Consider the following 25,899-nt stretch of genomic DNA (forward strand, 5'->3'; position numbering starts at 1 on the left):
TAGTCCCGTGGGACAGGGGGAGGGTTGGGGAGGGGTAAGCCCTTGAGAAAGCGTTTCGGGAGAGGTTTTCGCAAGTGTTCACCCCCTCCCAGCCTCCCCCTGTCCCACGGGACTAGCTTTGCGTCGCAAGCAAGGGAGGGGCAAAACGGCATCGGCCGAGAAAGTCATACTGTCTAATCAGGCCGTGGGCGCGAGGGGACAGAACCTCGCCCTCGAAAACTTTTCAAAGCCCTTGAAAGGGATGGCTCCAACTCGCCTGCGTTTGCGGCATATCCAGCGGCAACCACAAACTCGCCAACGCCCCCTTACCCGTTACACGCGCTGTGAGCGTGACGCCGCCGTCGTGCGCCTCGGCAATTTGCCTCACCAGGGCCAGGCCGATGCCGGAACCGCCCGGCTTGGTGGTGAAGAACGGCACAAACAAATTGTCACTGGTGGGCGGACCGGGGCCGTCGTCTTCCACTTCGATCAACGCGCGATCGCCATCGCGGCGCCAGCGCATGGCGACCACGCCGGTCGCTGGCAACATGGCTTCGACGGCATTGCGCAATAGATTGATCAATGCCTGCTCCAGCTGATCCGGATCAGCTTGCAGGTGCAACGGATCGCCTGCCTCGACTCGTACCGGCGCGCGCAGCTCCAACCGCGCGGTCTTTTCGATCAAGCCGGCCAGATCGACATCGCGCCGCTGCGGCGGCGGCAGACGGGCGAGGCGGCTGTAGCTGGACAGGAAGCGCGCCAGGGCCGCTGCACGGTGAGCGATCACGTCGAGACCGCTGCGAAAATCATCGCGCCAATCCGCAGGCAAGGGATCACGCTCGGCCAAGGCCGCCAGCGTGCCCGCCATCGACTGGATCGGCGCCAGGGAATTGTTGACCTCATGTCCAAGCACGCGCAGCAGGCGCTGCCAGGCCAGGCGCTCTTCCTCGCGCAGCACGCGGCCCACATCGCTGACCACCAGCAAGCGCCCGCCACGGCCACCACTGCGCAGCGGCGCGTGCCGCACTTCGTACCGTCCATCGCCGCCGGGAAATTTCTGCGCGACCAAGGTCACCGACGGCCCATCCAGCAAGGCTTGCAGGCCAAGCTCCGCGGCGCCCCGACCGAACAGATCAGCCCGCTCGGCTTGCAGCAATCGTTGTGCGGCGGGATTGGCCAGGCGCAGGCGTCCTGCTTCGTCGAAGGCGAGTACCGCGCTATCGAGCGCGGCGAGTGTCTTGCCGAGCAGGTGCGAAGATTCTTCGAAATCCAGACGCTCCTGTTGCAAGCGATCGGCCAGTGCATTGATGTCGTAGACGATATGATCGAGCACGCCGCCCGACGTGCCACGCAAGCTGTAATCGCCCTCGCGCAGGGCTTCGAGCAAGCTGGTCAGCGTATAAAGCGGATAGACGATGCGGCGATACTGCCAGCGTGCCAGCAAGGCCGTGCAGATCAGCGCCGCCACCACGAATCCCCCCATCCATGGGCTGTCACGCCATTCGCGCGTGGCAAACAGCAGCATCACGGCAATGCCTGGCAAGGCGATGCACCAGGCACCTGACCATACGCGCCGCTCGAAGCGCGGCAAATGCGCCGCACGTGAGCTATCGCGTGCAGCCGACTCAGAGGTCATCGTTGGACTCGTCACGCAGCTCGTGCTTTTCCAGGCGCCGATAAAGCGCCTGCCGGGTAATGCCGAGCGCCTCGGCGGCCTGCTGCACATTGCCGTCGTGCCGTTCCATGGCTCGCTTGATCAGCCAGGATTCGGCCTGCTCCAAGGTCATGCCTTCGATATCCTGCGCCGCCTCCGACGGCATGCCGAAGGCCAGCGCCGCCGCGCTCACCTGCTCGTGTTCGCTCAACAGCGCGGCACGTTCCATCACGTGCTGCAGCTCTCGCACATTGCCCGGCCAGTGCCAGGCCGTGAGTGCGCGTTCCGCCGATGGCGCCAGGCGCAGGCGATCGCGCTGGTAACGCCGTGCGCTGCGTTCAAGAAAGGCGCGCGCCAGCAGCAGGATGTCTTCCTTGCGTTCGCGCAAGGCAGGCAAGCGGATTTCCAGCGTATTGAGGCGATACATCAGATCCTTGCGGAAACGGCCCGCCGCCACGTCCGCGCCGAGATCGGCATTGGTGGCGGACACCAGCCGCACATCCACGCTTTGCGTGCGCGAGGAGCCGAGCCGTTCGAATTCGCCATCCTCCAGCACCCGCAACAGTTTCTGCTGTTGCGACAGCGGCACATTGCCCACTTCGTCGAGAAACAGGCTGCCGCCATCGGCCAGTTCGAAACGGCCGATGCGTTCGCTCTTGGCGTCGGTATAGGCGCCACGCACATGGCCGAACATTTCCGACTCGAATACGGTCTCGGCGATCGCGCCCATGTTCACTTTGACGAAGGGCTGCGCGGCACGCCCGGACATCGCGTGCAAGCGCCGAGCGATCACGCCCTTGCCGGTGCCGTTTTCACCCAGCACCAGCACATTGGCGTCGCTGGGCGCCACGCGTGCGACCAGGGCCAGCACACGCTGCATCGCCGGCGATTCGGCGATGCATTCGTCCATCTCCTCACCGCGCAGCAAGGCGTTCTGCGCTTCCAGGCGACTTTGCTGACGCGTCGATTGCGCCAAGGCGATCTGCGTGCGCAACACATGGAGCAGGCGCGCGTTGTCCCAAGGCTTTTCGATAAAGTCCGCGGCGCCACGGCGCATCGCCTCGACCGCCAGCGTCACATTGCCCCATGCCGTCATCACCACCACTGGCTGCTCGGGCGCGTGCTGGCGCAGCTGCTCCAGCAGCTCCAAACCTTCCTCGCCCGACGTGGTGTCCCGCTGGTAATTGCAGTCGATCAAGACGCAGGCAAATTCGCGTCGACGCACGGCATCCAGCGCCTGCGCCGGATCGCCTACTCCCATGCTGGCGATACCAGCGGACTTCAACAGCAAGCGCAGGGCTTCGCGCACATCCGGCTGGTCATCGGCCAGCAAGACAGTGGGGATGATTTCGCGTTTCATGGTTTCCGGCATGCGCGCAGTGTAACGATCATTCACCACGCAAAGCAGTGATCGGCTGGGTGCGCCCGGCACGGATCGCGGGTAGCAGACAGGCCAGCAGGCCGGCCAGCGCCAACGTGGTGGCAGCGGCGAGCAGCACGGGCGGATCGAACAGGTTGCGACCGATCTGCTCCAGCAGCGCATTCGCCATGCGTGCCGTCAGCAGCGAAAGCCCCAAGCCAAGCACTAGCCCTGTAGCGATTTGCAGCAGACCACGTTGCAGCACGTCATGCATCACTCGCCGCGGTGTAGCACCCAATGCCAGGCGCACGCCGAATTCACGCTCGCGCGCCGTGACCGCCACCGCCATCACCGCATAGATACCGACCGATGCCAGGCTCAACGCCAGCAGCGCGAACAAACCCACCAGCAACAGATTCAGACGGGTCTGGTCGGTAGTGCTGTGCACGATGTCGTCCATCGTCCGCAGACTGGCGATCGGTTGCCCCGGAGCGATCTCGGCAACGGCGGCACGCACGCTGTCGCGATAGGCATTGGGATCGCCATGTACGCGGATGGCATAGCGCATGGGCTCAAAACCGCGGAACACGCGCATGATGTGGTCCGGCACCTGCGCCAGCGGCACATACAGAATGTTTCGCTTTTCCATGTCCAGCGGCCCGAATTGACGGGTATCGCCCACCACGCCGACTATGCGCGCCATCACGGGACGGCTACCAGGGTCTTGTCCCAACGCACTGCCTGTCGAATAAGCACTGTAGTCGTTGAGCACAACCACTTTGCCCACCGCGTTGCCACCGTATTCGCTCTGTGCCAGTGTCTCGTTGATAACGGCCACCGGCTCACCGCCATCCGCTTCCTCCGCGCTGAATGCACGCCCGGCCCGGAAGGTAAGCCTGAAGGCGGTGAAGAAATCCGCACTCACCCCGCGGAACTGCACCGAGCTGAAATACGTACCGCCTGGCGCGTGTATTCCCCCGATATTGAATTGCTGCGAACCGTCGCCTGCCGGAAGGTTGGTGGTAGCAGCGGCCGATTCCACGCCTGGCATCGTTCGCAAACGCTGCAGCAGCCGTAGTGACAGGGCATTGACCGATGCGCTATCCGGATACCGCACTCGCACCGGTGCCAGTTCGAACGTAAGGATATGTGCGCTGGAGAAACCCAGCGACGCTCGTTCGGCATCATAAAGCGCGTGCAAAAACAGTCCCGCGCCGCACAGCATGCATGTCGCCAGGCTTATCTGAGCCACGACCAGCACACGCCCGAGCCGGCCGCCGGATCGGCCTGCGCTGCGGCCGCCTTCGCGAAGCTCGTCGATCGAAGTCAACGCACGGCTCCGCCATATCCCCAAAACCGATGTCAGTAGGGCCCCCAACAACCCCACCGCGAACGCAAAGAAGCACGCACTCGCATCAGGATGGAGCGTTTCGCCATGCGTCCACTCGGCGGGCATAAATCGAGTGAATAGCGCGAGCCCCAGCATGCTCAGCCCCAAACCAAGCAAGGCGCCACCGAATCCGATCAGCCCACCTTCCGCAAACGCCGGCAAAGCCAAACGCGCTGTCGACGCGCCCAAGGCATTACGCACAGCGGCATCATGATTGCGCGACAAGGCGCGCAGCAGCATGAGGTTGGTGAGGTTGACCAAAGCGATCACCAGCACGAACAGGGCACTGGCAAGAAATAGCATCATGACCGGCTGCACTCTCTCATTCAGCGCAGTGGGCAAGGGAGCGACACCGAAATGGACATTCCTCCAACTCTCTCCATCCTGCCCGCCCATGCCCGCATACATGGCGTGCATTTGCGCATCCAGTTGGGCATTGATGGCGGCAGGCGCCACGCCCTCGCGCAGACGCGCGACGGCGATGTAATTGCCGCCATCGTTGATGACATTTGGCGGAAACGCGGTCGGCAGCATGACATCGCCGATCCCGAACTGATCGAAGCTGGGCGGCAACACGCCGATAACGACGTGACCGACCCCTTCGATCAGCATGCTGCGGCCAAGCACCTTCGGATCGCCCCCATAACGGCGCTGCCAGAAGCTCTCCGAAAGGATCACCACCTTGGCGCTCCCTGGCCGATCCTCTTCCGCCGAGAAATTACGGCCCAGCCGCAATGACACGCCCAGGGTAGGCAACAAGCTGCGATCCGCATAGAACGCCTGCGCCTGCAATGGCTCGCCATCACCCGCGATGTTCACCGCAATCGTATCGCCTTCAATCAAGCCCATCGACTGCACGCCCTGCAGTGACTGAATATGCTGATACTGCTGTGGCGATATTTCCGCCAGCATGCCATTGGGATACAGCGGCCCCATCGCGGCCAATTGTTCCGGCGCAGGGTATGGCAATGGTTTCAGCAAGACGCGATCGATCAGCGTGAACACCGTGACGCTCGCTGCCACGCCCAGGGCCAGTACGCCTACCGTCAACAGCAGGAAGCCGGGTCGGCGCAAGCTTGCGCGCCAGCTTTGCCAGATTTCGCTCAGCCAGATGCTCATAGGATTACCTCTCTGTAGGCGCTCACGGGCTCAACCTTCACGCAGAGCATTCATGGGTTGCACGCGAGCGGCTTGTCTCGCCGGGAGCAGACAAGCCAACAATCCCGCCGCCATCAGCACGATAGCCGTACCGAGAAAGCTCGCCGGGTCCAACGCGCTACGCCCCGTCTGCACCAGAAACACGGGCAACACCCGCGACCAGCCGAAAGCCAGAGCACTGCCAAGCAACAGGCCGATGCCGATTTGCACCAGCCCGTCGCGCATCACCAGGCGCAACAATCCGAATGGCGACAGACCCAGCGCCAAGCGCACGCCAAATTCGCGCTGCCGCGCCCTGACTGCCACGGCCATGACCGCGTACACGCCAGCGCAGGCGAGGACCAGCGCCAGCGCGCTGAGCACGCCGATCAGCGTCAGGTTCAGGCGTTCCCCCGTAGTGCTACTACTGACGATGTCGTCCATGCGCCTCATCGCGGCAACGGGCTGATCGGGAGCCGCTTCAGCCACAGCCGCCTTGACGCTGTTTCGGTAGGTATCGGGATTGCCACGCACATGGGTCGCGAAGCGCAGCGGATGGGTCTGACGAAACATCTGCAGCGCGTGCTCTGGGACTTGCGCCAACGGCATGTACAGATGATGAGCTTTATAGACCTCCAAAGGACTTAGAACCTTGGTGTCGCCGACCACACCCACGATCCGCACGATGACGGGATGATTTTCCGTATCGTGCGAATCATGCCGGTCGTCGATCACCACGGTCTTGCCCACCGCATGACCGCCGAAAGCGCTCACGGCAAATGCGCGGCTGACCACCGCCACGGACTCGCCATGGCCGATATCACCAGCGTTGAAACCCCGCCCTTCCAGCAAGGGAATACCGAATGTCTTGAAATAATCAGCCGTCACGCCCCGGAATTGTGGGGGCGGAAAGAATGCCTCGCCGCCTGGCAGATGCACACCATCGAGCCAGAAATAACTGCCCATGGGAAGATTGGTGCCAGCACTCGCCTGTTCGACACCGGGCAAGGCACGCAGTCGCTCCAGCACCCGCTGTGATAACGCCTGCACTGCTGCCGAATCCGCATATTGTGCCTGCGCCGGTGCCAATTCGAACGTAAGCAAATGGTCGCTGGAAAAGCCCAGCGGCGTGCGCGCCGCATCATAGAGCGTGTGCATGAACAAGCCCGTGCCGCAGAGCAAGCATGTCGCCAGGCTCATTTGCGTCACGACCAATACGCGTCCAAGCCGGCCGCTATGCCGCCCGGATTGGCGATCACCTTCACGCAGCTCCTGCATGGATCGCGTTGCGCGGCTGCGCCATGCACCCAGGGTGGCCGTCAGCAATCCACCCAGCAAGCTCAGGACAATGATTCCAGCCATCACCGTCCAATCAAGCTGCAGCCGCATGCCCTGCAACCATTGCGCGGGCAGAAATCGATTGCAGCAAGTCAGCATCAATGCCGTCAGCCCCAAGCCAGCGAGCGCGCCACCCAAGCCCACGAGCAGGCTCTCGGCCAGCAGCGGCAGCAGCATGCGCCAGGTCGTGGCCCCCATGGCGAGGCGAACAGCCGAATCGTGGCGCCGTGACAAAGCACGCAACAGCATGAGATTGGTGAGATTGACCAGGGCGATCAGCAGCATGAACAGGCCACTGAGCAGAAACATCAGCATCGTTTCCTTGATCGGCGCATGCCGCGCGGTGCGCAGGTCTTCGCCACCAAAATATTGACTGCGCATGTATTGATCGGCATCACCCGTCTTTCCGGCATAAAACGCTTGCATGTGCGTCTGCAACGGCGCGCTGACCGAATCCACGCTGACGCCTTCCGCCAAGCGTGCGATGGCGGAGTAGCCAAGCTGGTCGTCCGTGTCCTGCGATGGTCGTGCCAGCGGCAGAACGATGTCGCCTCTGGCTTCATCGAAGTTCGCCGGCAATATGCCAACAATGATGTGCGGCACACCTGCGATCTGCACGCTGCGACCAAGCATTAGCGGATCGCCGCCGTAGCTGCGCTGCCAGAAGGCGTGCGTGAGGATCACTGCCTTGGGCCCAGCGGGCCGGTCCTCTTCCTCGGTAAAGCTGCGGCCTAGCTGCATGTGCACACCAAATGCGGGCAGCACGCCATGATCCATCCGATCGGCTTGCACCTGCACCGGTTCGCCGTTGCCGGTGAGCGCCACCGGAACCGGCCCGCGCGCCATCAAGCCGATCGATTGCACGCCCTGCACCGGCTGCATCAACTGGTACTGATGTGGCGAAATGGAGTTCACCCAACCGGTATCCAGCCGCCCTATCATGATCAAGCGTTCGGGGGCGGCATAGGGCAAGGGCGTGAGCATCACGCGGCTCACCAGGGTGTAAGCCGTGCTGCATGCCGCCACGCCCAAGGCCAGCACGCCGCTTGCCAGCAGCAAAAAGCCGGGGCGCCGCAGACTCGAACGCCAAGCGCGCCAGACATCGCTCAGCCAAACACTCATGCGGTCGCTCCGAGCCGCGGTGCGAGCAGCGCATCCAGCCGCTGCTCGTCTTCGCGGCGCAATCGCTCGAAGGTTTCCTCATCGACGACGCGGCCATCGAACAGGCGCACTTTGCGGCGTGCCAGTTCGGCATACCGCGCATCGTGGGTGACCATGCAGATGGTGGCACCGCCCTGGTGCAGTTCATCCAGCAAGGACATCACCGCCTCGCCGTTGCGCGAGTCGAGGTTGCCGGTAGGTTCGTCGGCGAGCAGGATCGCCGGCTTGCCGACCAGGGCGCGCGCCACCGCCACGCGCTGCTGCTGGCCGCCGGAAAGTTGCGCGGGGTAATGCCGCATGCGATGCGCCATGCCGACCCGTTCCAAGGCTTCCTGTACCCGCACGCGACGTTCGCCGGCACCGATGCCGCTGCGATAGGTCAGTGGCAGCTCGACGTTTTCCTGCACGGTGAGATCGCCGATCAGGTTGAACGCCTGGAAGATGAAGCCGATTTCGGCATTGCGTATACGCGCGCGCTGGGCGGCGTTGAGTGCGGCGACGTCATGGCCGTTCAGCACATAGCTGCCGGTGGTGGCGGTATCGAGCAGGCCGAGAATCGATAACAGCGTGGTCTTGCCGCAGCCGGACGGACCGGTGATCGAGACATATTCGCCATGCTGGATATCCAGATGCACATCGCTGAGCGCATGGGTTTCCACTTCATCGGCCTGGAACACTTTGCGAATACTGCTGAGAGTGATGACGGATGTCGCCTGCTTCATGTAATTCCCCTAGTGTTTCAACGTACGCGGATGGCGTTGTATTTATCCCACTGGCTGCTGTCGGACAGGATCACCTGATCACCCGGCTTCAAGCCATGCATTATCTGGATGCGATCGACCGAGGCCGCGCCGACGCGTACCGGCACGCGCGTCGCGGTGCCGCTGGACGGATCGAAGCGGAACAGGCCGATATCGCTTTCCGGCCGCGCCAATGCCGGACGGCCGACCGACAGCACTTTATCGAGGCGCGCGATACGGATGCGGCCATCGACGGAAAGATCCGGGCGCACCCCGGCGGGCATGCTGCCACTTAGCGCCACGTCGACCTGGACGCTGCCGTTGCGTACCGCCGGGTCGATGCGCTCGACCTTGCCGTCGATCAGGCCGTTATGCGTGTCCACGCCTACCTGCATGCCGATAGCAACGTCCTTGGCCTGCACTTCCGGCACCTGCAAGCGCGCGATCAAGACCTCCGGGCGCGCCACCCGCGCAAGATTGGCGCCAGACGCGACTTGCGCGCCTTCCTGCACCGCCACTTCCTGCAGCACGCCGTGAATACCGGCCTTCACGTTCAAGGCCTCGGCCTGGCGCTGGCGCAATTGCAGGTTGCTGCGCTGTTGCTGCAATTTCGCCCGCACCGCGTCCATCTGCGCCTTCATCGTCGCGGCGAAGGCATCCACACGCTGCTTTTCGATCTGTTCGAGCGCCTGGAGCTGGGTCAGCGCGATCTGGCCCTGCTCGTATTGCACGCGTGGAATCACCTTGGCTTGCACGGCCTTGGTGTCGGCGTCGGCTTTGACCTTGGCCGAGGCGTAATCGGAAGACGCCTTGGACAAGGCCGAGCGCGTATCCAACAGCTGCGAGGTCAATTCGGCCTGCTTTGCCGCAACATCGGCTTCGGCGGCAGCCACTTGCGCCTGCGCATTGCGCAAACTGTCCTCGACTTCCGGATTACTCAGTTGCATCAGCACGGTATCGGGTTCAACCTGCGTGCCTGGCCATACCAGGATGCGTTCGATCTGGGCGGAGGTCGCCGCCGCCAGCCAGCGGCTTTCCCGCGGAACCAAGGTGCCGGTGGCGTTGACTTCACGCAGCATGTCGCCGCTTTGCACGGTGTCGATCCAAAGACTGGCGCGTTCGACCTGGGGCAAGGCAGGGGCCAGGCGCGACACGACCACGGCGAGTACGGCGACGGTGACAGCGACGGCCGCGCCGATCAGGCGGGTGCGCCGCTGCTTGCGAATTTTGAGCATGGGGTTGGCGATATCCATGTCCCCACTAACGCAAGCGGCGTGCCAACGTTCTCCACGCGGAAAATAGCCGCCTGATCAAGGCATTGCGCTTGCGCGGCAACCACGCTGCCGGGGCATCACCGTCCGTTTTCGAATCGCATGGCGCAAAAGCGGACGCTGTTATCGAAAGATGGATTCACCTGTAGGAGCGCACCCTGTGCGCGATCGCTCTGCGCCGCATCGCCACAAGAGCATCGCGCACAGGGTGCGCTCCTACAGGGTTTGCCGGACGTCACACAGACCGTGTCGCCACCACTGGCGGCACCGCTGCCGCACGCATGGCCGGACCCAACACAGCTGCCTGCCCGATCGACCACAGCAGTACCGCACCTATCGGGAAATAGATGGCCGGCAATCGCGGCAACTCGTAATGCACCATCAGGAACAGATTGATGCCGTAAGCGAGCACCATGCCCACCGCGATTCCGATCGTCGCCAGCAGGAAGTTCTCGGTCTGAAAGTAGTGAAGGATGTTGCCGCGTGTCGCACCCAGTGCGCGGCGCACGCCAATCATCCGCCGCCGCTGCGCCACCCAAAAACTGGCCAGGCCGACGATACCCAATGCGGTCACCACCAGCAGCGCTACGCACACGCCAACCAGCAGGCCAGACATCGCACGATCGTTCTGGAAGAACTTGTCGCGAATCTCGTCCCAGGTTCGCTTCTGCAGCACAACACGATGCGGATTAGCCTGCTTGAGCTTTTCCAACGCCGCCTTCAGCACCCGATCGCGCTCTTGCGGCGCCGTGCGAATCAGGTATCGGCCGCTGTTGACGCGTATTGGCAGCAGCATGCTGTACTGCGCCGTGGCATCGTCCCAGATCGCTGGGCGAACCAGATCCTTGACCACACCGACCACAGTCAGCGGGATCTCGCTCCCCATATAGAGCCGCTTGCCCAATACCTGCTGCCCGGGCCACAGGCGCTCGGCCAAGGTCCGGGTAATCATCACGGTGTGGGGCACTCCCTTGGTATCGCCAGCACCAAAGGCCTTCACCACATCGTCCAGCTCTTTGTATTCGTCAGCTTGAAAGAAGCGGCCCGCGATCAGTTGTACTCCGAGGGTTTCCGCGGTGTTTTCGCCGAAGTAAGTCGTGGCGCTCAGCGTCGACTGCTTCTGGTTCGGATCGAGCTTGATGCCACTGTTCGATGAGGAGTTGGAAAACGGCGCCTGGTTCACTGATGCCACTGACGTCACACCTGAGATCTGCCGGAGCGCAGCGAGATCCTCCGCGGTACGCGCCTTCTCATCGGCCTTCGCTCCGATATTGGCAAGCTCCACCTGCAACAATTCGTGCTCGGCGACACCGCTGACCATGTGGATGCGGTCCAGGCGTTGACTGACAAGGAACACCGCATTGCAGACGATGGCACAGGTCAGCGCAATCTCGATGATCACCAACAGAGCGGTGATCTTGTGGCGGCGCAGGGTAGAAAGGATTGGAAGGATGTCCATGACGGTCCTCACTGGCTCTTCAGTTGCAGCGCAGGGGCGATCTGGCACGCACGCCAGGCAGGCAGCAGTCCCGCAAGCAGGCTAGCGGCAATCGCCAGCATGAACGTAGCGAGCAGCATCGACAGATCTAGATGTGCCAGCGAGGCATAGTCCGCCGGCTGCAGGCGCACCAGCCACAGACCAAGAAAGGCCAGCAGCAGGCCACCAATGCCACCGGCCAAGCCGATCACCGCCGCCTCGACCAGAAGCTGCATGAACACTTCGCGTTTGGAGGCGCCCAGCGCTCGCCGGACGCCTAGCTCGCCCGAGCGGCGCAGGAACTTCGCCAGCATCAACCCGACCGTATTGACCAGACAGACCAGCAGAAAACCCAAGGCAAGCCAGCCTTGCAGACGCACATCGCTCGGCACGACCTTGTTGATGTCCATCCATTCCATCAGGTTGGGCAATCGCACATTGGGCGGACGTTGGAAACGGCCCAGTGCCTTCTGTTCTTTCGAATAATTGTCCAGGAAGGTGCGATAGGCGGCTGCTTTGTCCGCGCTTTCCAATTGCACCCAAAACTGCAGCCAGACGCAGGTCGCAGCTTCAAGGTGCTCAGCGTCACCCGAGCCTTTTCCCCAACAATTCATGCTGCCGTCGCGCTCAAGGCGCACATCGCGCGCCGTGGCGAGCGGCACGAACACGTCCTCGGTCGCGGCGTAGTTACCCATATTCAGGTCGTAGAAATGCGGATTCGGGCGCCAGGTATCGAGCACACCGATCACCTGGAACGCGGTGTCCTTCATGCGCAGGATCTGACCGGTGCTGTCCTTGCCGCCGAACAGCTTGTCGTTGAGCGTGCGCGTGATGACCGCCACGCGCGCCTTACCGTTGTCTTCGGCCTCGCTCCAGCCGTGACCGAAAAGAAACGGTGTCTCGAACATGGGAAAGAAATCGGCCGTGGTATAGCGCGCGTCGCTGAGGAACGGCTCCAAACCCGATTGCGCCGGCTGCACCGGCACGTCGCCGCCGGTCATCAGCACCTGCCGTTCGGCACGTTTGGCCTTGAGCAGGTTCATCCCGTCGGTCCAGGTCACCTGACTCGCCGGATCCTTGTCCGCGCCGTAGTCAATCATGTCCCGCGGATCCAGCTGCGGATAGAACAGTCGCGCGCTCTTGCCGGGCAATGGGTCGCCGGACAACACATGCAACACGGTGAAGGTGGTCATGCAGGCGCCAATGCCCAGCGCGATCGCCAACACCATCAGCGCGGTGAGCACCTTGTTGCGCCTAAGACTTTGCAACGCCAGGTCAAGGTAGTAACCAAACATGCCGCCCCCCTTCGAAAGAAAGATTCACCGGTAGGAGCCACCCTGTGCGCGACCGCTCTACATGCACCGAAAAGCATCGCGCACAGGGTGCGCCCCTACAGATTCCCGAATCTCACACCTCACGCCGACCGCGTCGCCACCACCGGCGGCACCGCCGCGGCACGTCGCGCAGGGCCAAACACGGCCAACTGGCCGACCACCCATAACGCGACGGCACTGCCCGGCAGGTAGTACCAGGGCATGCGCATCATTTCGTAGTGCCGCATCAGGTACAGGTTGATGCCGAAGGCCATCGCCATGCCCATGACCACGCCAGCCGTACTGAGCAGAAAGTTCTCGGTCTGGAAGTACTGCATGATGTGGCCGCGCGTGGCGCCCACCGCGCGCCGGATACCGATCTGCCGACGCCGCTGGCCGACCCAGAAACTGGTGAGGCCAACGATACCGAATGCCGTCACCGCCAACATCACCACGCATACCAGCACCAGCATCCACACCATGCTGTTGGTGGTGGCGAAATACTCGTCGCGCATCCCGGCGTAGGTCTTCCCTTCCACCACCGCGCCCGGCTGCAGTTTGTCCAGCACTTGGGCCGCATCGCGTACGACGCGTTCGCGATCCCGCTGTGCGCTGCGCACCACGTAATCACCCATCATCGCGTCAGGATGCAGCGGAAAGAACACGCTGGAATACCTGCCCTCGGCACGGTTGAACTTGGGATCCTGCGCCAGCATGTCGGCGACCACGCCCACGACTGTCCAGCCTGTAGCATTGGTGTACAGCGTCTTGCCCAGCGCGCTCTGGCCTGGCCACAGTCTGTGCGCATCACTTTGGGTGACCAGCGCGACATGACCGGTGGAATGGAAATCCTGCAGACCACTGTCCGCGTACTCATCCGCGTTGAAATAGCGGCCCTCCAGCAAGTGCAGCCCCAAGGCCTGCTCGCCGCCGCTGCCGATGAAATACACCGACGTGTTCACCGTGCTTTTCGCGTCAGGAGTGGCAGTGAAGGGCGACAAGGCTGGATTTTGGTCCAGCGGCATGCTGGTCACCGCGGCCACCGCCGTGACTCCGGCTATGCCGCGCAGAGCGGCGAGATTGCGTGGAATATCGCTGCCGGCGAGCTTCGGGTCGGCTCCGTTCACAGTGACGACTGAGATGCCGTCCTCGTCGATGGCATTCGGCAAATGGATGTCTGTCACACGCTGGCCGATCATGAACACCGCATTGCAGAGCACGGCGCACGCCAGCGCGATCTCCAGCATGATGAGAAGGGCCGGAATGCGGTGTTTGCGCAGGCTGGCGAGAATCGGTCGGATTTCCATGATCTATCCCCTCAGGCCGCTTTCAGTTGTGGGGCGGGCGCCACCACGCAGGCGCGCCATGCGGGCAGCAAGCCGGCGATGAGGCTGGCGACCAGCGCAACGACGAAGGTGAACACGAACATTTGGACGTCCAGAAGCGCGAGGCTGGCGTAAGGCGCCGGTTGGTGGCGGATGCCCCACAGCCCCAGCAGGACAAACAGCAAGCCCAGCACGCCGCCGGCTAAGCCGATGACGCCGGCCTCAACCAAGAACTGCGCGAAAATCGCGCCCCGGGAAGCGCCCAGCGCGCGACGCACGCCGATCTCGCGCGAGCGGCGCAAGCACTTGGCCAGCAGCAGGCCCACCGTATTCACCACACAGATCAGCAGGAACCCGAACGCCAGCCCGGCCTGCAGGCGCACGTCGTCGGGCACGACCTGCTGATCGCGCAGCCATGACATCAAGTCCGACAGGGCCACCCTGGATTGCTGGAACCGCCCCAAGGCGACCTGCTGCTGCGCGTAGTTGCCCAGAAACAGCTTGTAAGCCGAGACATCGGCAGCGCCGGGCAACTGCACCCACAGGCCCAGCCATATGCTTTGTGAGGTTTCCAGGTGCTGCATATCGGACGACGGGCCGTACGACATCATCATGCTCGGCATCACGTCGGCAGCGCGCGCCCCCTGCAACGGCAGAAACACCGCCTCGCCTTTGCCATAGTTACGGCCACCCAGATGCAACGCGTAGAAACGCGGTTGCGGCGCCCAGCGGCCAAGTACGCCAATGATGCGGAAGTCATGGTCTTCGATACGGATCATGCGCCCCACGCTATTCGCGCCACCGAACAGCTTGTCGTTGACAAAACCCGCAATCACCGCGACCTGCGCGCGACTCTCGTCGTCCGCCGCGGTCCAGCCCGCGCCGTACTGGAATGGCGTATCGAACATCGGAAAGAAGTCCGCCGTCGTCAGCACTCCATCCGCATAAAACGACTTCTCACCCTGCACCTGCGGCGTCAGCTTGACTTGGGACAGCGCCACCGCCGCCTGTCGCTCCGCCTTGTGGGCATGAATCAAGTTCATGGCATCCACATAGCTCAGAAGCCACGGCACCTTTTCTCCGCTGCGTGAGAAAGGCCGATCCTTGGGGTAGGGATCGACCTGCGGATAGAACAGCTGCGAGCTTTTCTGCGGCAGCGGATCACCCGACAGCAGCGTTAGCACCGTCAGCGTGGTGATCGACGCGCCGATGCCCAACGCCAGCGCGAGGATCATCAACGTCGTCAGCACCTTGTTGCGCCTAAGACTGCGCAGCGCCAGATCCAGGTAGTAGCCAAACATGCCGCACTCCTTTGAAAAAAGGATTCACCTGTAGGAGCGCACCCTGTGCGCGACCGCTCTACAAGCGCCGAAAAGCATCACGCACAGGGTGCGCTCCTACAGAATCCTTAATCCCATGCCTCACGCCGCCCGCGTCGCTGTCACCGGTGGCACGTTGGACGCGCGGCGCGCTGGTGCGAACACCGCGGCCTGGCCCAGCGCCAGCACGGCGACCACGCCGGTCAGCACATAGGCCAGCGGTAGCCGCTCCATCTCGAACTGACGGATCAGCAGCAGGTTGAGGCTGATCGCCAGCAGCACGCCGATCACCGCGCCGACACCAGCGATCAGCAGGTTTTCGAGCTGGAAGTAATGCAGGATGTCGACCTTGCGCGCGCCCAGCGCGCGCCGCACACCGATCTGCCGATGCCGCTGGCCCACCCAGAAACTGGTGAGACCAACGATGCCAGCGGCCGTGACGCCGATCAGGATCAGGCACACCACGCCCATCAAAGCCGCCATGCCGACGTCGGCGCGATAGGCCTTGTCGCGAATCTCGGCGAACGACTGGATGCTCTCCTCGTCGAGCACGCGCAGCGGGTTCACCGCATACAACGCGGGTGTGGCCGCGCGCATCGCCGCGTCCAGCCGGCCTGGCTTGGTGCGTACGGCGTAGCGCGAGAAATTCGCGTCCATCCGGGTTGGTACCAATGTCGAGTTCCAGGCAAAGGCGCTGGCCCAGCTGCCGGTACCGGGTGTCTGCATGCGCTCAACCACGCCGACAATCGTGCTCGGCTTGCCGCTGCCGTTGAGATAGATGGCCTTGCCGACGGCACTGCCGGTCGCACTGGCTTGGGGAAACAACTTGTCAGCGACGGCCTTGCTCACCATGACGGTGGCTGGATCGCGCTGATCACGGGCACCCTGGTGCTGCACATCGCCAGCATTGAAAGCCCGGCCGGCAACTAGCTTCAGACCCAGCGTGGGCAGCACCTGCTCGTCGCCGAAATAGTAGGCGGTACGAGTACCCACATTCTTCTCGTCCGGCTTGAGTGACAGCGCACCCGTCCAGGAAGAGTTGAGCAACGGCAGCGAATTGATCGGCGCCACCGAAACCACGTCCGGCAGGTTGCGCAGCGCGACCAGATCTTCCTTCTGCATGGCATCGAGCTTTTCCACGCCGTCGGCGGTATCGCCACTGGGCGCACCCACCCATTGCTGAGAAATCAAAAACAGGTTGCTTTCGTCGATGCCGGTCGGGCGGTTCACCCGCTCGACGCGCTGGCCGATGATGAACACCGCATTGCAGACGATCGCCAGGGTCAGCGCGATCTGCAGCGCAATCAGCACCGTACCCGCCTTGTGTTTGCGCAGTGCCGCCAGGATGGGATGCAGTTTCATAGGTCTCTCCTCAATTACTCTTCAGCTGCCACGCGGGCTGTACACGCGCGGCACGGGAGGTGGGATAGAGCCCGGCCAGCAACGTCGCGACGACAGCTACCAGCAGGGTGAGCGCGAGCAACGGCAGATCCAGCCGCGCCAGCGTGGCGATGCTCTTGGGCAGCACCCAGCCCACGCAGGCCACGCCTACACCCGTGAGCAGCAGGCCAAGTACACCGCCAGCCGCGCCGATGATGCCGGCCTCCGTGAGGAACTGTGCGTAGATCGCTGAGCGTGGCGCACCCAGCGCGCGACGCACGCCGATCTCGCCACTGCGGCGCAGGAACTTGGCGAGCAGCAAACCCACCGTGTTCACCAGGCACACCAACAACAGGCCGATGGCCACCAGCAGCGACACTTTGGTATCGCTGGGTACCACGTGCTGGTTGTCGAGGAACGCCGGCAGGTCGCGCAGGCGATTGTTGACTGCCCAGCCGAACCGTCCGGCCTGCTGCTGGGCATGGGCATAGCCGTCAAGGTAGTTGCGATACGCCGTTACCGCGGCGGCATCGTCCAACTGGGCCATGTAGGCAATCCATACGCAGTTGGAATGCTGCAACCCGACGAAGCCGGACTCGGCAGGCACCGCATTGCAGTTGGTGTTGCCGTCGTTGGACATGCCCACTTCGATAGCGCGTTCGAACGGCAGGAACACATCCTCGCCCGTAGCGCTGAAGCCGCCGCTGTTGACCACATCGTAGTAGCGCGGCTGCGGGTTCCAGTTGTCCAGCACGCCGACCACGCGGTAGTCCTTGCTTTCGATATTGAGCGTTTTGCCCACGCTGTTGGCACCGGCAAACAGCTTCTGGTTGAGCTTGCTGCTGATCACCACCACCGCCGTACGCTGCGTATCGTCGCTTGCGTTCCAACCACTACCGTAGAGAAACGGCACATCCAGCATCGGAAAGAATTCGCTGTACACCGCATGGCCGCTCACGTTGAGCGGATGGCGCCCGGCCTGCGCAGGGACCACCGAGGGCGATATCTGGTACATCGCCGATTGCAACTTGGCGCGGTGATCGCGCATCAGCACCATGGCGTCGGGGTAGGCCATCGCGTTCGGCGGTTCGCCGTCGCTACTACGGCCTTGCGGCCCCCACACGTCGATCTGCGGAACGAACAGTTTTGAAGATTTCCACGGAATCGGATCGCCCGATACAGCGCGGAAGACCGACCACGTCGTCATCGACGCGGCCACACCGAAGCCGATCGCCAGCACCATCAGCGCGGTGAGTCCTGGGCTGCGCTTCAGACTGCGCACGGCCAGATCGAGGTAATACGAAAACATGCCAACCCCCTTGTCATTCACAAGCCCGGTTACACCGAGCGCGTCGCTTCCACTGGCGATACTTTTGAAGCGCGTATCGCAGGCGCCAGCACCGCCCCCTGCCCCAGCAGCAACAGCAACAGCACACCCGCCAGCACGTAGAACATCGACAACCGATGCATTTCGAATCGCGTGACCAGCCAAAGATTCATGGCAATCGCCAGCACCACACCGAGCAAGACGCCGCCGAGGCTGATCAACAGGTTCTCGGTCATGAAGTAGCCAAGAATGTCGCCACGGGTCGCACCCAATGCACGGCGCACGCCGATCTGCTTGCGCCGCTGACTGACCCAGAAGCTGGTAAGACCCACGATGCCGGCGGCGGTGATCGCCAGCAGAACAGCGCAAACGATGCCCATCAAGATCGCCATGCCATAGTCGCTGTCGTAAGCGCGCTGACGAATCTGGGTGTAGTCCAGCACCCCACCGTCGTTATTGATGATGCGCATGCGGTTCTGCGCATAAAGCGTCTTGACTGCCTCCTTCCGCACAGCGGCAAGCTGACCGGGCTTGGCGCGCAGGATGTAGTAGATACCGGTTCCCGAGGCGGCGCGTAACGGCCAGATCAGCGATTCGTAGGCATGTTTCATCTGCCAGTTGGCCAGGCTCTGGGTCTGCAAGACATCGACGATGCCGACAATCACCGTAGGTGTGCTGGTCATCGCATAGATCGACTTGCCCAGGGCCTCCCCATCGGGAAACAGCTTGTCCGCCAGAGTCTTCGTGACGATCGTCACGGGCGACATGACATTTTCGCGATTGCCGATCGGATGTACTTCGTCAGGGCGGAAGTTGCGCCCTGCCACCAACCTCACTCCGAGCGTGTCCAGAAAGTGTTCGTCTCCCAGGTAGACCGACGCGTCACCGGTTGGCGTGGTTTGATCTGGCGTCAGCGTGATGAACTGGTCCCAGCCGCTTCCCCGCATGGGATAGGCATTGCTGGCGACGGCATCGTGCACACCAGGAAGCTGACGCAATGCCACCAGGTCTGTCCTCACCTGGACGTCGGTTTCCTGCGTGGTCCACTTGTTCGCCCAGTCGTTTTGGATCACCAGCAGGTTCGCTTCGTCGATGCCGCTGGGCGCGGAAAGGTGAGCCACCCGCTGCTGGATGATGAACAGCGCATTGCAGACGATGGCCAGGGTCAATGCAATCTGCAATCCGATCAACAAAGCTCCAGCCTTGTGTCGGCGCAACGCGGAAAGTATGGGCTTGATCTGCAGCATCATTGCACCGTCAATTGGATTTGAGTTGCCACGCCGGCTGCACCTGAGCGGCGCGCCAGGTGGGATACAGCGCGGCCACCATCGTGGCGAGAACGGATACCAGCAGGGTCAAACCCACCAGCGCGAGATCCAGATGCGCCAGCCGTGCAATCTGCGGCTGGAACAACAAGCCGATGCCGGAGATGCCCAGGGCCGTAAGCAGCAAGCCGAGCACGCCACCTGCCAGGCCAACGGCACCGGCCTCGATCAGGTACTGCACGTAGATTTCCCTGCGCGACGCGCCCAGTGCGCGACGCACGCCGATCTCGCTGGCACGACGCAGGAATTTGGCCAGCAGCAGACCGATCGTATTGATCAGGCAGATCGCGAAGAAGCACAGAGCTACCAGCAGCGAAACGCTGCTTTCCTGCGGCACCACCTGCATGTAATCCAGCCACTGCATGACGTTGCGCAGGCGCACATTGGGCGCCCAGCCGTAGCGCCCGGCGCGCTGCTGGTCAGCGGCATAGCCTTCCAGGAATTGGCGGTATTGCTCAATCTCTGCCGCACTGTCCAGCTGCACCCAGGGAGTCACCCATACGCAATTGCTTTGCAACCATCCATCCCAGTCCTGGTAGTCGATGCGGCCGCGGCAACTGTTGCTGCCTGCGGTGTCGATCCTCAGATCCAGTGCGCGACTCAAGGGAATATAGATGTCCGAAGGCTCGCCAAAACTGGAACCGCTCCAGACGGTGAAGAAGCGCGGCTTGGGATTCCAGTTTTCAGTGACGCCCACCACGCGGTAGTTATGCCCGCTTAGCGTGATCTCCCGACCCAGGCTGTTTGCTCCGTCAAACAGTTTGTCGTTGAGCTTCCGGCTGATCACCACCACAGCCGCGCGTTGCTCATCGTCCGCGGCGGCCCACGCGCTGCCGTATTGGAAAGGCACGTCGAACATCGCAAAGAAATCGCTCTGCGCCGTAAAGCCCTGCACGTTGAACGGTACGGACTGAGCGTCTCGCGGCAGCGCCGACAACCCGATCGGATACAGCATCGTCTGCCGCTTGGCCTTGTGGTCCCGCATCAGCGCCATGGCATCGACATAGTTCAGCGCGTAGGGCGGTTCATTGCCCGGCAGGTTGTACTTCGGCCCCCAACTATCGATCTGCGGTGTGAACAACCGTTCCGACTTCTCCGGAATGGGATTGCCCGAGACTGCCCGGAACACCGAATAGGTGATCATCGAAGCCGCCACGCCGAAGCCGATCGCCATGACCATCAGGGCGGTCAACAAAGGATTGCGGCGAAGACTGCGCAGGCCAAGTTGCAGATAGTAGGAAAACATCAGTGATTACCTTTCACCCTTATATCGTCGGATTACCGCAGGGCTTCACACCGAGCGCGTCGCTTCCACCGGCGGCACCTTCGCCGCGCGCATGGCCGGCGCCAACACGGCCGCCTGGCCGAGCAGCAGCAGCGCGATCACACCGGCCGCGACGTACGCCATCGACAAGCGAGCCATCTCGAACTGGGTCACCATCCACAGGTTCAGCCCCACCGCCATCAGCGCGCCGATCACCACACCGGCGATGCCGATCATCAGATTCTCGGTAAGGAAATAACTGAGGATGTCGTGCTTGGTCGCGCCCAGCGCGCGGCGCACGCCGATCTGCTTGCGGCGTTGGCCGACCCAGAAGCTGGTGAGGCCCACGATGCCCGCCGCCGTGATGGCGAGCAGGATCAGGCAGATCACGCCCATCAGGATCGCCAAGCCGCGGTCGCTCTTGTAGGCCTGCTCGCGAACCACTTCAAAGGTGCGCACGCCACGGTCGCCGGTGATTACCCGCAGGCGGTTGAGTTTGGTCAGCATGGCAGGAGCAGCCTTCACCAGCTCCGCCTGCTGTCCCGGCTTGGCGCGAATCAGATAGGTGCTGAAGTTGCCGGTGAGTTGTACCGGCAGGATCACCGAGTTCTCCGCGAAGTCGTCGGTCCAGGCGGCGCCCCACGGTACCTGCAGTCGCTCGACGACGCCGATGACGGTACTGGGTGTGCGGTCATCACCAAGGTAGATGGGCTTACCCAATGCCGACCCGTCCGGATACAGCTTGTCGGCCAGTGCTTTCGAGACGATCGCCTGCGGCGACGTTTGGATTTTGTCAGGATCGGTCGTCACCACTTCGTCCGCGCGAAAGTTGCGGCCGGCGATGAGCTTCACGCCCATCGTCGCCAAAGCGTGCTCGTCCATGAAGTATTGCGTGGTGTGCGCAATCGGCTTCTTCCCATCGACATCCACACGCACGCCGGTCGACCAGCCGCCGCCGCGGAGTGGGAACGCGTTGACCTGGACGGCGTCCTGCACACCCGGCATCTGGCGCAGGGCCAGTACATCCGCGCGGGTAAGCACGCCGGCGGCGGCGGCATCGGTCACGCCAACCCAGCGGTTCTGGATCGCCACCAGGTTGGACTCGTCCATGCCAGTGGGACGGGACAGGCGGGTGACGCGCTGCTGGATGATGAACAGCGCGTTGCAGACGATGGCCAGGGTCAATGCGATCTGCAGGGCAATCAGGATGGTGCCGGCCTTGTGGCGTTTGAGGGCGGCGAGAATGGGCTTGATATGCGGCATGGTCGTCGCCTCAGTTGGATTTGAGCTGCCAGGCGGGCTGCACTTGTGCCGCGCGCCAGGTGGGATAGAACGCCGCCAGCACCGTGGCGAGGATCGCCACCGCAAAGGTCAACAACACCAGCGACACGTCGAGCGTGGCCAGGCGCGCGATCCGCGGATCGAACACCAGCGACACGCCGAACACGCCCACCCCGGTGAGCAACAGGCCGAGCAAGCCACCGGCGAGCCCCACTGCAGCGGCTTCGATCAGGAACTGCGCATAGATATCCTTGCGCGAAGCCCCCAGGGCGCGGCGCACACCGATTTCCGAGGCGCGTCGCATGAACTTGGCCAACAGCAGACCGACCGTGTTGACCAGGCAGATGACCAGGAATCCCATGGCCACCAAGAGGGAAATCTTCGATTCCGGCGGCACGACTTTCCGGTTGTCCAGCCAGTCCATCACGTTGCGCAGGCGTTCGTTGGGCGCCCAATGAAAACGTCCGGCGCGCTGCTGCTCGGCGGAGTAGGCATGGAGGTATTGCAGATAAGCCTTGGCGTCCGTTTCGGTCGGCAACTCGGCCCAGTAGCCCAGCCAGACGCACTCGGACTGCAGGTATCCCTCCCAGCCGTCGTTGGCTGGGCTCTTGTTGCAGTTGTTGTTGCCGTTGGTGGCCACCTTCAGCTCGATCGCGCGAGTGAAGGGAATGAACAACTGGACCGGATCAGGAAAGGCCGAGGAATTCACCACGTCGAAGAACAGCGGCTGTGGATTCCAGTCATCCATGACACCGGTGATGCGGTAATTGCGCCCGTCCAGGTTGACCTCGCGACCCACGCTGTTGGCGCCGTGAAACAGCTTGTCGTTGAACGCCTTGCTGATCACCACGACGGCCGCGTGCGCATCGTCTTCCGCGGTGGTCCAGCCACCACCGTACAGGAAGGGGACGTCGAACATCGGGAACGCGTCACCGTAAACCGCATAGCTGCGCTCACTGATCGGCAGCAGGTTGGCGTCGGCGGGAATGAGCGATACGCCGACCGGATACAAGATCGTTTGCCGCTTGGCCTTGTGGTCGCGCATCAGGCCGATGGCATCGGTATAGCTCATCGCCGGCGGCGGCTCGCCCATCGTCGTCGCGGCATCTTCCGGCCCCCAGTTGTCGATCTGTGGCACGAACAACTGCGAGGATTTCTGCGGAATCGGGTTGTTGGAAGTGGCACGAAAAACCGAATAGGTCGTCATCGATGCCGCCACACCGAAGCCGATCGCCATCACCATCAAAGCGGTGAGCACCGGATTCTTGCGGAGACTGCGCAAGCCAAGCTGGAAGTAATAGGCGAACATCGAGTTCCGTCCGTCGGAGGGGGGACCTCCCGCCGAAGCGGGAGGGTTTCCTTGAGCTGAGCTCAGGCCGGCGTGCCGGTGCGTGCCTCGTGCACGGCGTGATGGAAGCGCGGGTCTTCCGCCAGATCGACCACCTGGCCGTCGATGATGTGCACGTTGCGCTGCGCGCGCGCGGCCAGCTCCGGATCGTGTGTCACCATGACAATGGTGGCGCCCTCGCGATGGATCTCTTCCAGCAGCTCCATCACACCACGCGCCATCTGCGTGTCCAGGTTGCCGGTCGGTTCGTCGGCGAGCAGCAGGCGCGGCGAGCCGGCCAGGGCGCGGGCGATGGCGACGCGCTGCTGCTGACCGCCAGAGAGTTCCGCCGGATAGTGCTTGGCACGCGAGGCCAGGCCCACACGCTCCAGCGCGTCCATGATGCGCTGCTTGCGCTCGGCGGCTTTCATGCCGCGGTAGCGCAGCGGCACTTCGACGTTGTCGAACACGTTGAGGTCGGGAATCAGGTTGAACGCCTGGAAGATGAAGCCGATCTTTTCGTTGCGAATCTTGGAGCGCGCGTTGTCGTTGAGCTGACTCACCTCGATGCCGTCCAGGTGGTACTGCCCGCCACTGAAGGTCTCCAGCAGACCGGCGATGGTGAGGAAGGTGGTCTTGCCCGAACCGGACGGACCGGTGACGGCGACGAACTCGCCTTCCTTCACGTCGATGTTGAAATCGCGCAGTGCGTAGGTCTCCACCACTTCAGTGCGGTAGACCTTGGCCAGGTGGGTCATCTTGAGCATGGTTGTTCGTCCTTTGGTGGTGACCGGTTGGTGGAGCAGAGATTGATTAGATAGGAGTGAGGAATGACGAGTAAGAAGTGAGTGAAGAGGAGTGAGAAGTGAGAGAGAGCTGCTTTTCGCCTTTACTCACTCCTCACCCCTCCCCTCTCACTCCCGCTCTTAGCGACTAATAGCGACGCGCGCCGCACTCTTGAAGCTGTCGGTGCCGGAGATCACGATGCGGTCGCCTTCTTTCAGGCCGTCGAGGATCTCCACCTTGTCGATGCTGCTGGCACCGGTACGGATCGGGTGCTTTTCGGCGATGCCGTCGCGCACGAGGTAGGCATAGGCGCCACCGGATTCGTCGACGAAGGAGCCGCGCTGCACGGTGAGCACGTTGTCGCGCTTGTCGAGCAGGATGCGCACGGACAGGCGCTGGTTCTGGCGCAGCTGCTTGGGCGTGTCGCCCTCGAAGCGCAGGCGCGCGGCCACTTCGCCATTCACTACTTCTGGCGAGATGGCGCTGACCAGGCCTTTCCAGGTGTTGCCGTTGCCGGTGATCTCACCGCCCATGCCAATGCCGAGATCGCGCGCAAAACTTTCCGGCACCTTCATTTCCACGACGAGCGCGGAGAGATCGATGACGCTGAGCAGCTGCGCGTCCTTGGCCACGGTGGCGCGTTCGGCGATGAACAGCTGACCGACCTGGCCGTCCACCGGCGACTTCACATTGAGGTCGTCGACCTGGCGCTTCAGATCCTGCACCAGCAGTACCTGACGATCATGCGCGAGCTTCTTCGACTTGATGTCGAATTCGAGGCTGTCGCTGTCGGAACCCAGATCGGCCTTGGCATGCAGCGTGGTGATCTTGGATTTCTGCAGCTCGTCCTTGGCCTTGTCCACATTCATGCTGGGCACGGCGCCCTGGCTGAAAGCTTTCTGGTAGCGCGCCAGGTCGCGCTCGGCGCCCTGCTGATCGATCTGCGCGTTGTCGTAGGCCTTTTGCAGTTCGCCGCGCTTCTTGCGGGCGTCGATCTGCGCGCGAAGGTAATCCACTTCCATCGCGTCGGCAGCGCTTTGTTCCTGCGCCAGTTTGTTGGTCAGTTCGGGGCTGACGATGGTGGCAAGCAGTTGGCCCTTCTTCACGGGGTCGCCGGCATGCACCTTCAGCGTGACGGCGCCGCCGGAGGTGGCGTAGAGGGTGGGGCTGACGGCGGCGACCACTTTGCCTTCGGCGGCGATGTCGCGGACAAACGGCCCGCGCTCGACCACGCCGAACGCTAGTCGGGAACCGCTCACCGACGCGTCGGCGGAAAACAATCGGCTGGCCTGAGGCAGCACGATGGCCAGCGCAGCGACGACGGCTGCACCGGCGCCTATCTGGATCAACCGACGCTTGCGGTTGGGCTTGACCTCAACCATGCGGTCTTGAGCAGAAGTATCGCGAATCATTGAATGGTCCCTGGCCACTAACCGTGTGGCCCCTGACCCATAACAGCAAACCGCGTGCCAAGCCAAAACACGTGATTTTAATCCGTTAATTCAATGACTTGACGTTACGACTCGCGAACGCCGGGCTGTCCGCGGACAGAAGGACGGACAGGCGGACAAGTGTCCGGTCACTTAGGGATGCTCTGATCTATTCAACGCAGGCAGCCTTCTGGGCATCACCCCGTCTTCTGGAATCCATATGTTGGGGCCGCTGTGTCAGCTCGCCTGCGGCCCGGGCGCCGCCTCGACAGACAGCCAGTCTGCCTTCGCCGTCGCCCGGGCCGCAGGCGAGCT

At 62.7% G+C, this 25,899-nt stretch carries 18 protein-coding genes; all 18 read right to left on the bottom strand.

What is annotated here, in order from left to right:
* Positions 1 to 223: 223 nt before the first annotated feature.
* The 18 genes from OUZ45_RS20175 to OUZ45_RS20260 all read right to left on the bottom strand — a co-directional run bounded on the left by OUZ45_RS20175 (position 224) and on the right by OUZ45_RS20260 (position 25,566).
* The gene (locus OUZ45_RS20175; RefSeq protein WP_266172128.1) at positions 224 to 1,615 is read right to left on the bottom strand and encodes a sensor histidine kinase; all 1,392 of its coding nucleotides are present in this window, start codon (positions 1,613 to 1,615) and stop codon (positions 224 to 226) included.
* Positions 1,605 to 2,993, bottom strand: a complete 1,389-nt coding sequence (locus OUZ45_RS20180; protein ID WP_266172129.1) for a sigma-54-dependent transcriptional regulator — start codon at positions 2,991 to 2,993, stop codon at positions 1,605 to 1,607. The genes OUZ45_RS20175 and OUZ45_RS20180 overlap by 11 nt, the downstream gene beginning before the upstream one ends.
* 28 nt (positions 2,994 to 3,021) lie before the next feature.
* Positions 3,022 to 5,502, bottom strand: a complete 2,481-nt coding sequence (locus tag OUZ45_RS20185) for an ADOP family duplicated permease (protein ID WP_266172130.1) — start codon at positions 5,500 to 5,502, stop codon at positions 3,022 to 3,024.
* A gap of 30 nt (positions 5,503 to 5,532) precedes the next feature.
* Positions 5,533 to 7,980, bottom strand: a complete 2,448-nt coding sequence (locus OUZ45_RS20190; RefSeq protein ID WP_266172131.1) for an ADOP family duplicated permease — start codon at positions 7,978 to 7,980, stop codon at positions 5,533 to 5,535.
* Entirely contained in the window at positions 7,977 to 8,741 is a 765-nt protein-coding gene (locus OUZ45_RS20195) for an ABC transporter ATP-binding protein (protein ID WP_266172132.1), read from the bottom strand. Before OUZ45_RS20195 ends, OUZ45_RS20190 begins: the two co-directional genes overlap by 4 nt.
* A 17-nt stretch (positions 8,742 to 8,758) precedes the next feature.
* Positions 8,759 to 9,994 carry an efflux RND transporter periplasmic adaptor subunit gene (locus OUZ45_RS20200; protein ID WP_266172133.1) on the bottom strand — a complete coding sequence of 412 codons (1,236 nt, stop codon included), beginning with the start codon at positions 9,992 to 9,994 and terminating at the stop codon, positions 8,759 to 8,761.
* Between the two features lie 271 nt (positions 9,995 to 10,265).
* Positions 10,266 to 11,489, bottom strand: a complete 1,224-nt coding sequence (locus OUZ45_RS20205) for an ABC transporter permease (protein ID WP_266172134.1) — start codon at positions 11,487 to 11,489, stop codon at positions 10,266 to 10,268.
* An 8-nt stretch (positions 11,490 to 11,497) separates the two neighbouring features.
* Positions 11,498 to 12,802, bottom strand: coding sequence for an ABC transporter permease (locus OUZ45_RS20210; protein ID WP_266172135.1), 1,305 nt, complete (start codon positions 12,800 to 12,802; stop codon positions 11,498 to 11,500).
* Between the two features lie 119 nt (positions 12,803 to 12,921).
* Positions 12,922 to 14,127 carry an ABC transporter permease gene (locus OUZ45_RS20215; RefSeq protein WP_266172136.1) on the bottom strand — a complete coding sequence of 402 codons (1,206 nt, stop codon included), beginning with the start codon at positions 14,125 to 14,127 and terminating at the stop codon, positions 12,922 to 12,924.
* An 11-nt stretch (positions 14,128 to 14,138) separates the two neighbouring features.
* Positions 14,139 to 15,446, bottom strand: coding sequence for an ABC transporter permease (locus OUZ45_RS20220; RefSeq protein ID WP_266172137.1), 1,308 nt, complete (start codon positions 15,444 to 15,446; stop codon positions 14,139 to 14,141).
* Between the two features lie 120 nt (positions 15,447 to 15,566).
* Positions 15,567 to 16,826 carry an ABC transporter permease gene (locus tag OUZ45_RS20225; protein ID WP_266172138.1) on the bottom strand — a complete coding sequence of 420 codons (1,260 nt, stop codon included), beginning with the start codon at positions 16,824 to 16,826 and terminating at the stop codon, positions 15,567 to 15,569.
* 10 nt (positions 16,827 to 16,836) lie between these two features.
* Positions 16,837 to 18,153, bottom strand: coding sequence for an ABC transporter permease (locus tag OUZ45_RS20230; RefSeq protein WP_266172139.1), 1,317 nt, complete (start codon positions 18,151 to 18,153; stop codon positions 16,837 to 16,839).
* 29 nt (positions 18,154 to 18,182) lie between these two features.
* On the bottom strand, positions 18,183 to 19,421 hold the full coding sequence (locus OUZ45_RS20235) for an ABC transporter permease (protein ID WP_266172140.1): 1,239 nt from the start codon (positions 19,419 to 19,421) through the stop codon (positions 18,183 to 18,185).
* 7 nt (positions 19,422 to 19,428) lie between these two features.
* Positions 19,429 to 20,742, bottom strand: a complete 1,314-nt coding sequence (locus OUZ45_RS20240; protein WP_266172141.1) for an ABC transporter permease — start codon at positions 20,740 to 20,742, stop codon at positions 19,429 to 19,431.
* Between the two features lie 45 nt (positions 20,743 to 20,787).
* Entirely contained in the window at positions 20,788 to 22,023 is a 1,236-nt protein-coding gene (locus OUZ45_RS20245) for an ABC transporter permease (protein WP_266172142.1), read from the bottom strand.
* Positions 22,024 to 22,033: 10 nt separating this feature from the next.
* On the bottom strand, positions 22,034 to 23,350 hold the full coding sequence (locus OUZ45_RS20250; RefSeq protein ID WP_266172143.1) for an ABC transporter permease: 1,317 nt from the start codon (positions 23,348 to 23,350) through the stop codon (positions 22,034 to 22,036).
* 62 nt (positions 23,351 to 23,412) lie between these two features.
* Positions 23,413 to 24,135 carry an ABC transporter ATP-binding protein gene (locus tag OUZ45_RS20255; protein ID WP_266172144.1) on the bottom strand — a complete coding sequence of 241 codons (723 nt, stop codon included), beginning with the start codon at positions 24,133 to 24,135 and terminating at the stop codon, positions 23,413 to 23,415.
* 159 nt (positions 24,136 to 24,294) lie between these two features.
* Positions 24,295 to 25,566: an efflux RND transporter periplasmic adaptor subunit gene (locus OUZ45_RS20260; RefSeq protein ID WP_266172145.1), complete on the bottom strand. Its 1,272-nt coding sequence runs from the start codon at positions 25,564 to 25,566 to the stop codon at positions 24,295 to 24,297.
* Between the last annotated feature and the right edge of the window lie 333 nt (positions 25,567 to 25,899).

Source organism: Dyella subtropica (assembly GCF_026283965.1).
Classification (GTDB): Bacteria; Pseudomonadota; Gammaproteobacteria; order Xanthomonadales; family Rhodanobacteraceae; genus Dyella_D; species Dyella_D subtropica.

What these genes read in the sequence shown, in the direction of transcription:
- OUZ45_RS20205 (WP_266172134.1), bottom strand. Translation starts at nt 11,489, where the DNA reads ATGGACATCCTTCCAATCCTTTCTACCCTGCGCCGCCACAAGATCACC.
- OUZ45_RS20245 (WP_266172142.1), bottom strand. Translation starts at nt 22,023, where the DNA reads ATGCCGCATATCAAGCCCATTCTCGCCGCCCTCAAACGCCACAAGGCC.
- OUZ45_RS20175 (WP_266172128.1), bottom strand. Translation starts at nt 1,615, where the DNA reads ATGACCTCTGAGTCGGCTGCACGCGATAGCTCACGTGCGGCGCATTTG.
- OUZ45_RS20215 (WP_266172136.1), bottom strand. Translation starts at nt 14,127, where the DNA reads ATGGAAATCCGACCGATTCTCGCCAGCCTGCGCAAACACCGCATTCCG.
- OUZ45_RS20180 (WP_266172129.1), bottom strand. Translation starts at nt 2,993, where the DNA reads ATGAAACGCGAAATCATCCCCACTGTCTTGCTGGCCGATGACCAGCCG.
- OUZ45_RS20255 (WP_266172144.1), bottom strand. Translation starts at nt 24,135, where the DNA reads ATGCTCAAGATGACCCACCTGGCCAAGGTCTACCGCACTGAAGTGGTG.
- OUZ45_RS20185 (WP_266172130.1), bottom strand. Translation starts at nt 5,502, where the DNA reads ATGAGCATCTGGCTGAGCGAAATCTGGCAAAGCTGGCGCGCAAGCTTG.
- OUZ45_RS20225 (WP_266172138.1), bottom strand. Translation starts at nt 16,826, where the DNA reads ATGAAACTGCATCCCATCCTGGCGGCACTGCGCAAACACAAGGCGGGT.
- OUZ45_RS20210 (WP_266172135.1), bottom strand. Translation starts at nt 12,802, where the DNA reads ATGTTTGGTTACTACCTTGACCTGGCGTTGCAAAGTCTTAGGCGCAAC.
- OUZ45_RS20250 (WP_266172143.1), bottom strand. Translation starts at nt 23,350, where the DNA reads ATGTTCGCCTATTACTTCCAGCTTGGCTTGCGCAGTCTCCGCAAGAAT.
- OUZ45_RS20195 (WP_266172132.1), bottom strand. Translation starts at nt 8,741, where the DNA reads ATGAAGCAGGCGACATCCGTCATCACTCTCAGCAGTATTCGCAAAGTG.
- OUZ45_RS20220 (WP_266172137.1), bottom strand. Translation starts at nt 15,446, where the DNA reads ATGTTTGGCTACTACCTGGATCTGGCGCTGCGCAGTCTTAGGCGCAAC.
- OUZ45_RS20235 (WP_266172140.1), bottom strand. Translation starts at nt 19,421, where the DNA reads ATGATGCTGCAGATCAAGCCCATACTTTCCGCGTTGCGCCGACACAAG.
- OUZ45_RS20240 (WP_266172141.1), bottom strand. Translation starts at nt 20,742, where the DNA reads ATGTTTTCCTACTATCTGCAACTTGGCCTGCGCAGTCTTCGCCGCAAT.
- OUZ45_RS20260 (WP_266172145.1), bottom strand. Translation starts at nt 25,566, where the DNA reads ATGATTCGCGATACTTCTGCTCAAGACCGCATGGTTGAGGTCAAGCCC.
- OUZ45_RS20200 (WP_266172133.1), bottom strand. Translation starts at nt 9,994, where the DNA reads ATGCTCAAAATTCGCAAGCAGCGGCGCACCCGCCTGATCGGCGCGGCC.
- OUZ45_RS20190 (WP_266172131.1), bottom strand. Translation starts at nt 7,980, where the DNA reads ATGAGTGTTTGGCTGAGCGATGTCTGGCGCGCTTGGCGTTCGAGTCTG.
- OUZ45_RS20230 (WP_266172139.1), bottom strand. Translation starts at nt 18,153, where the DNA reads ATGTTTTCGTATTACCTCGATCTGGCCGTGCGCAGTCTGAAGCGCAGC.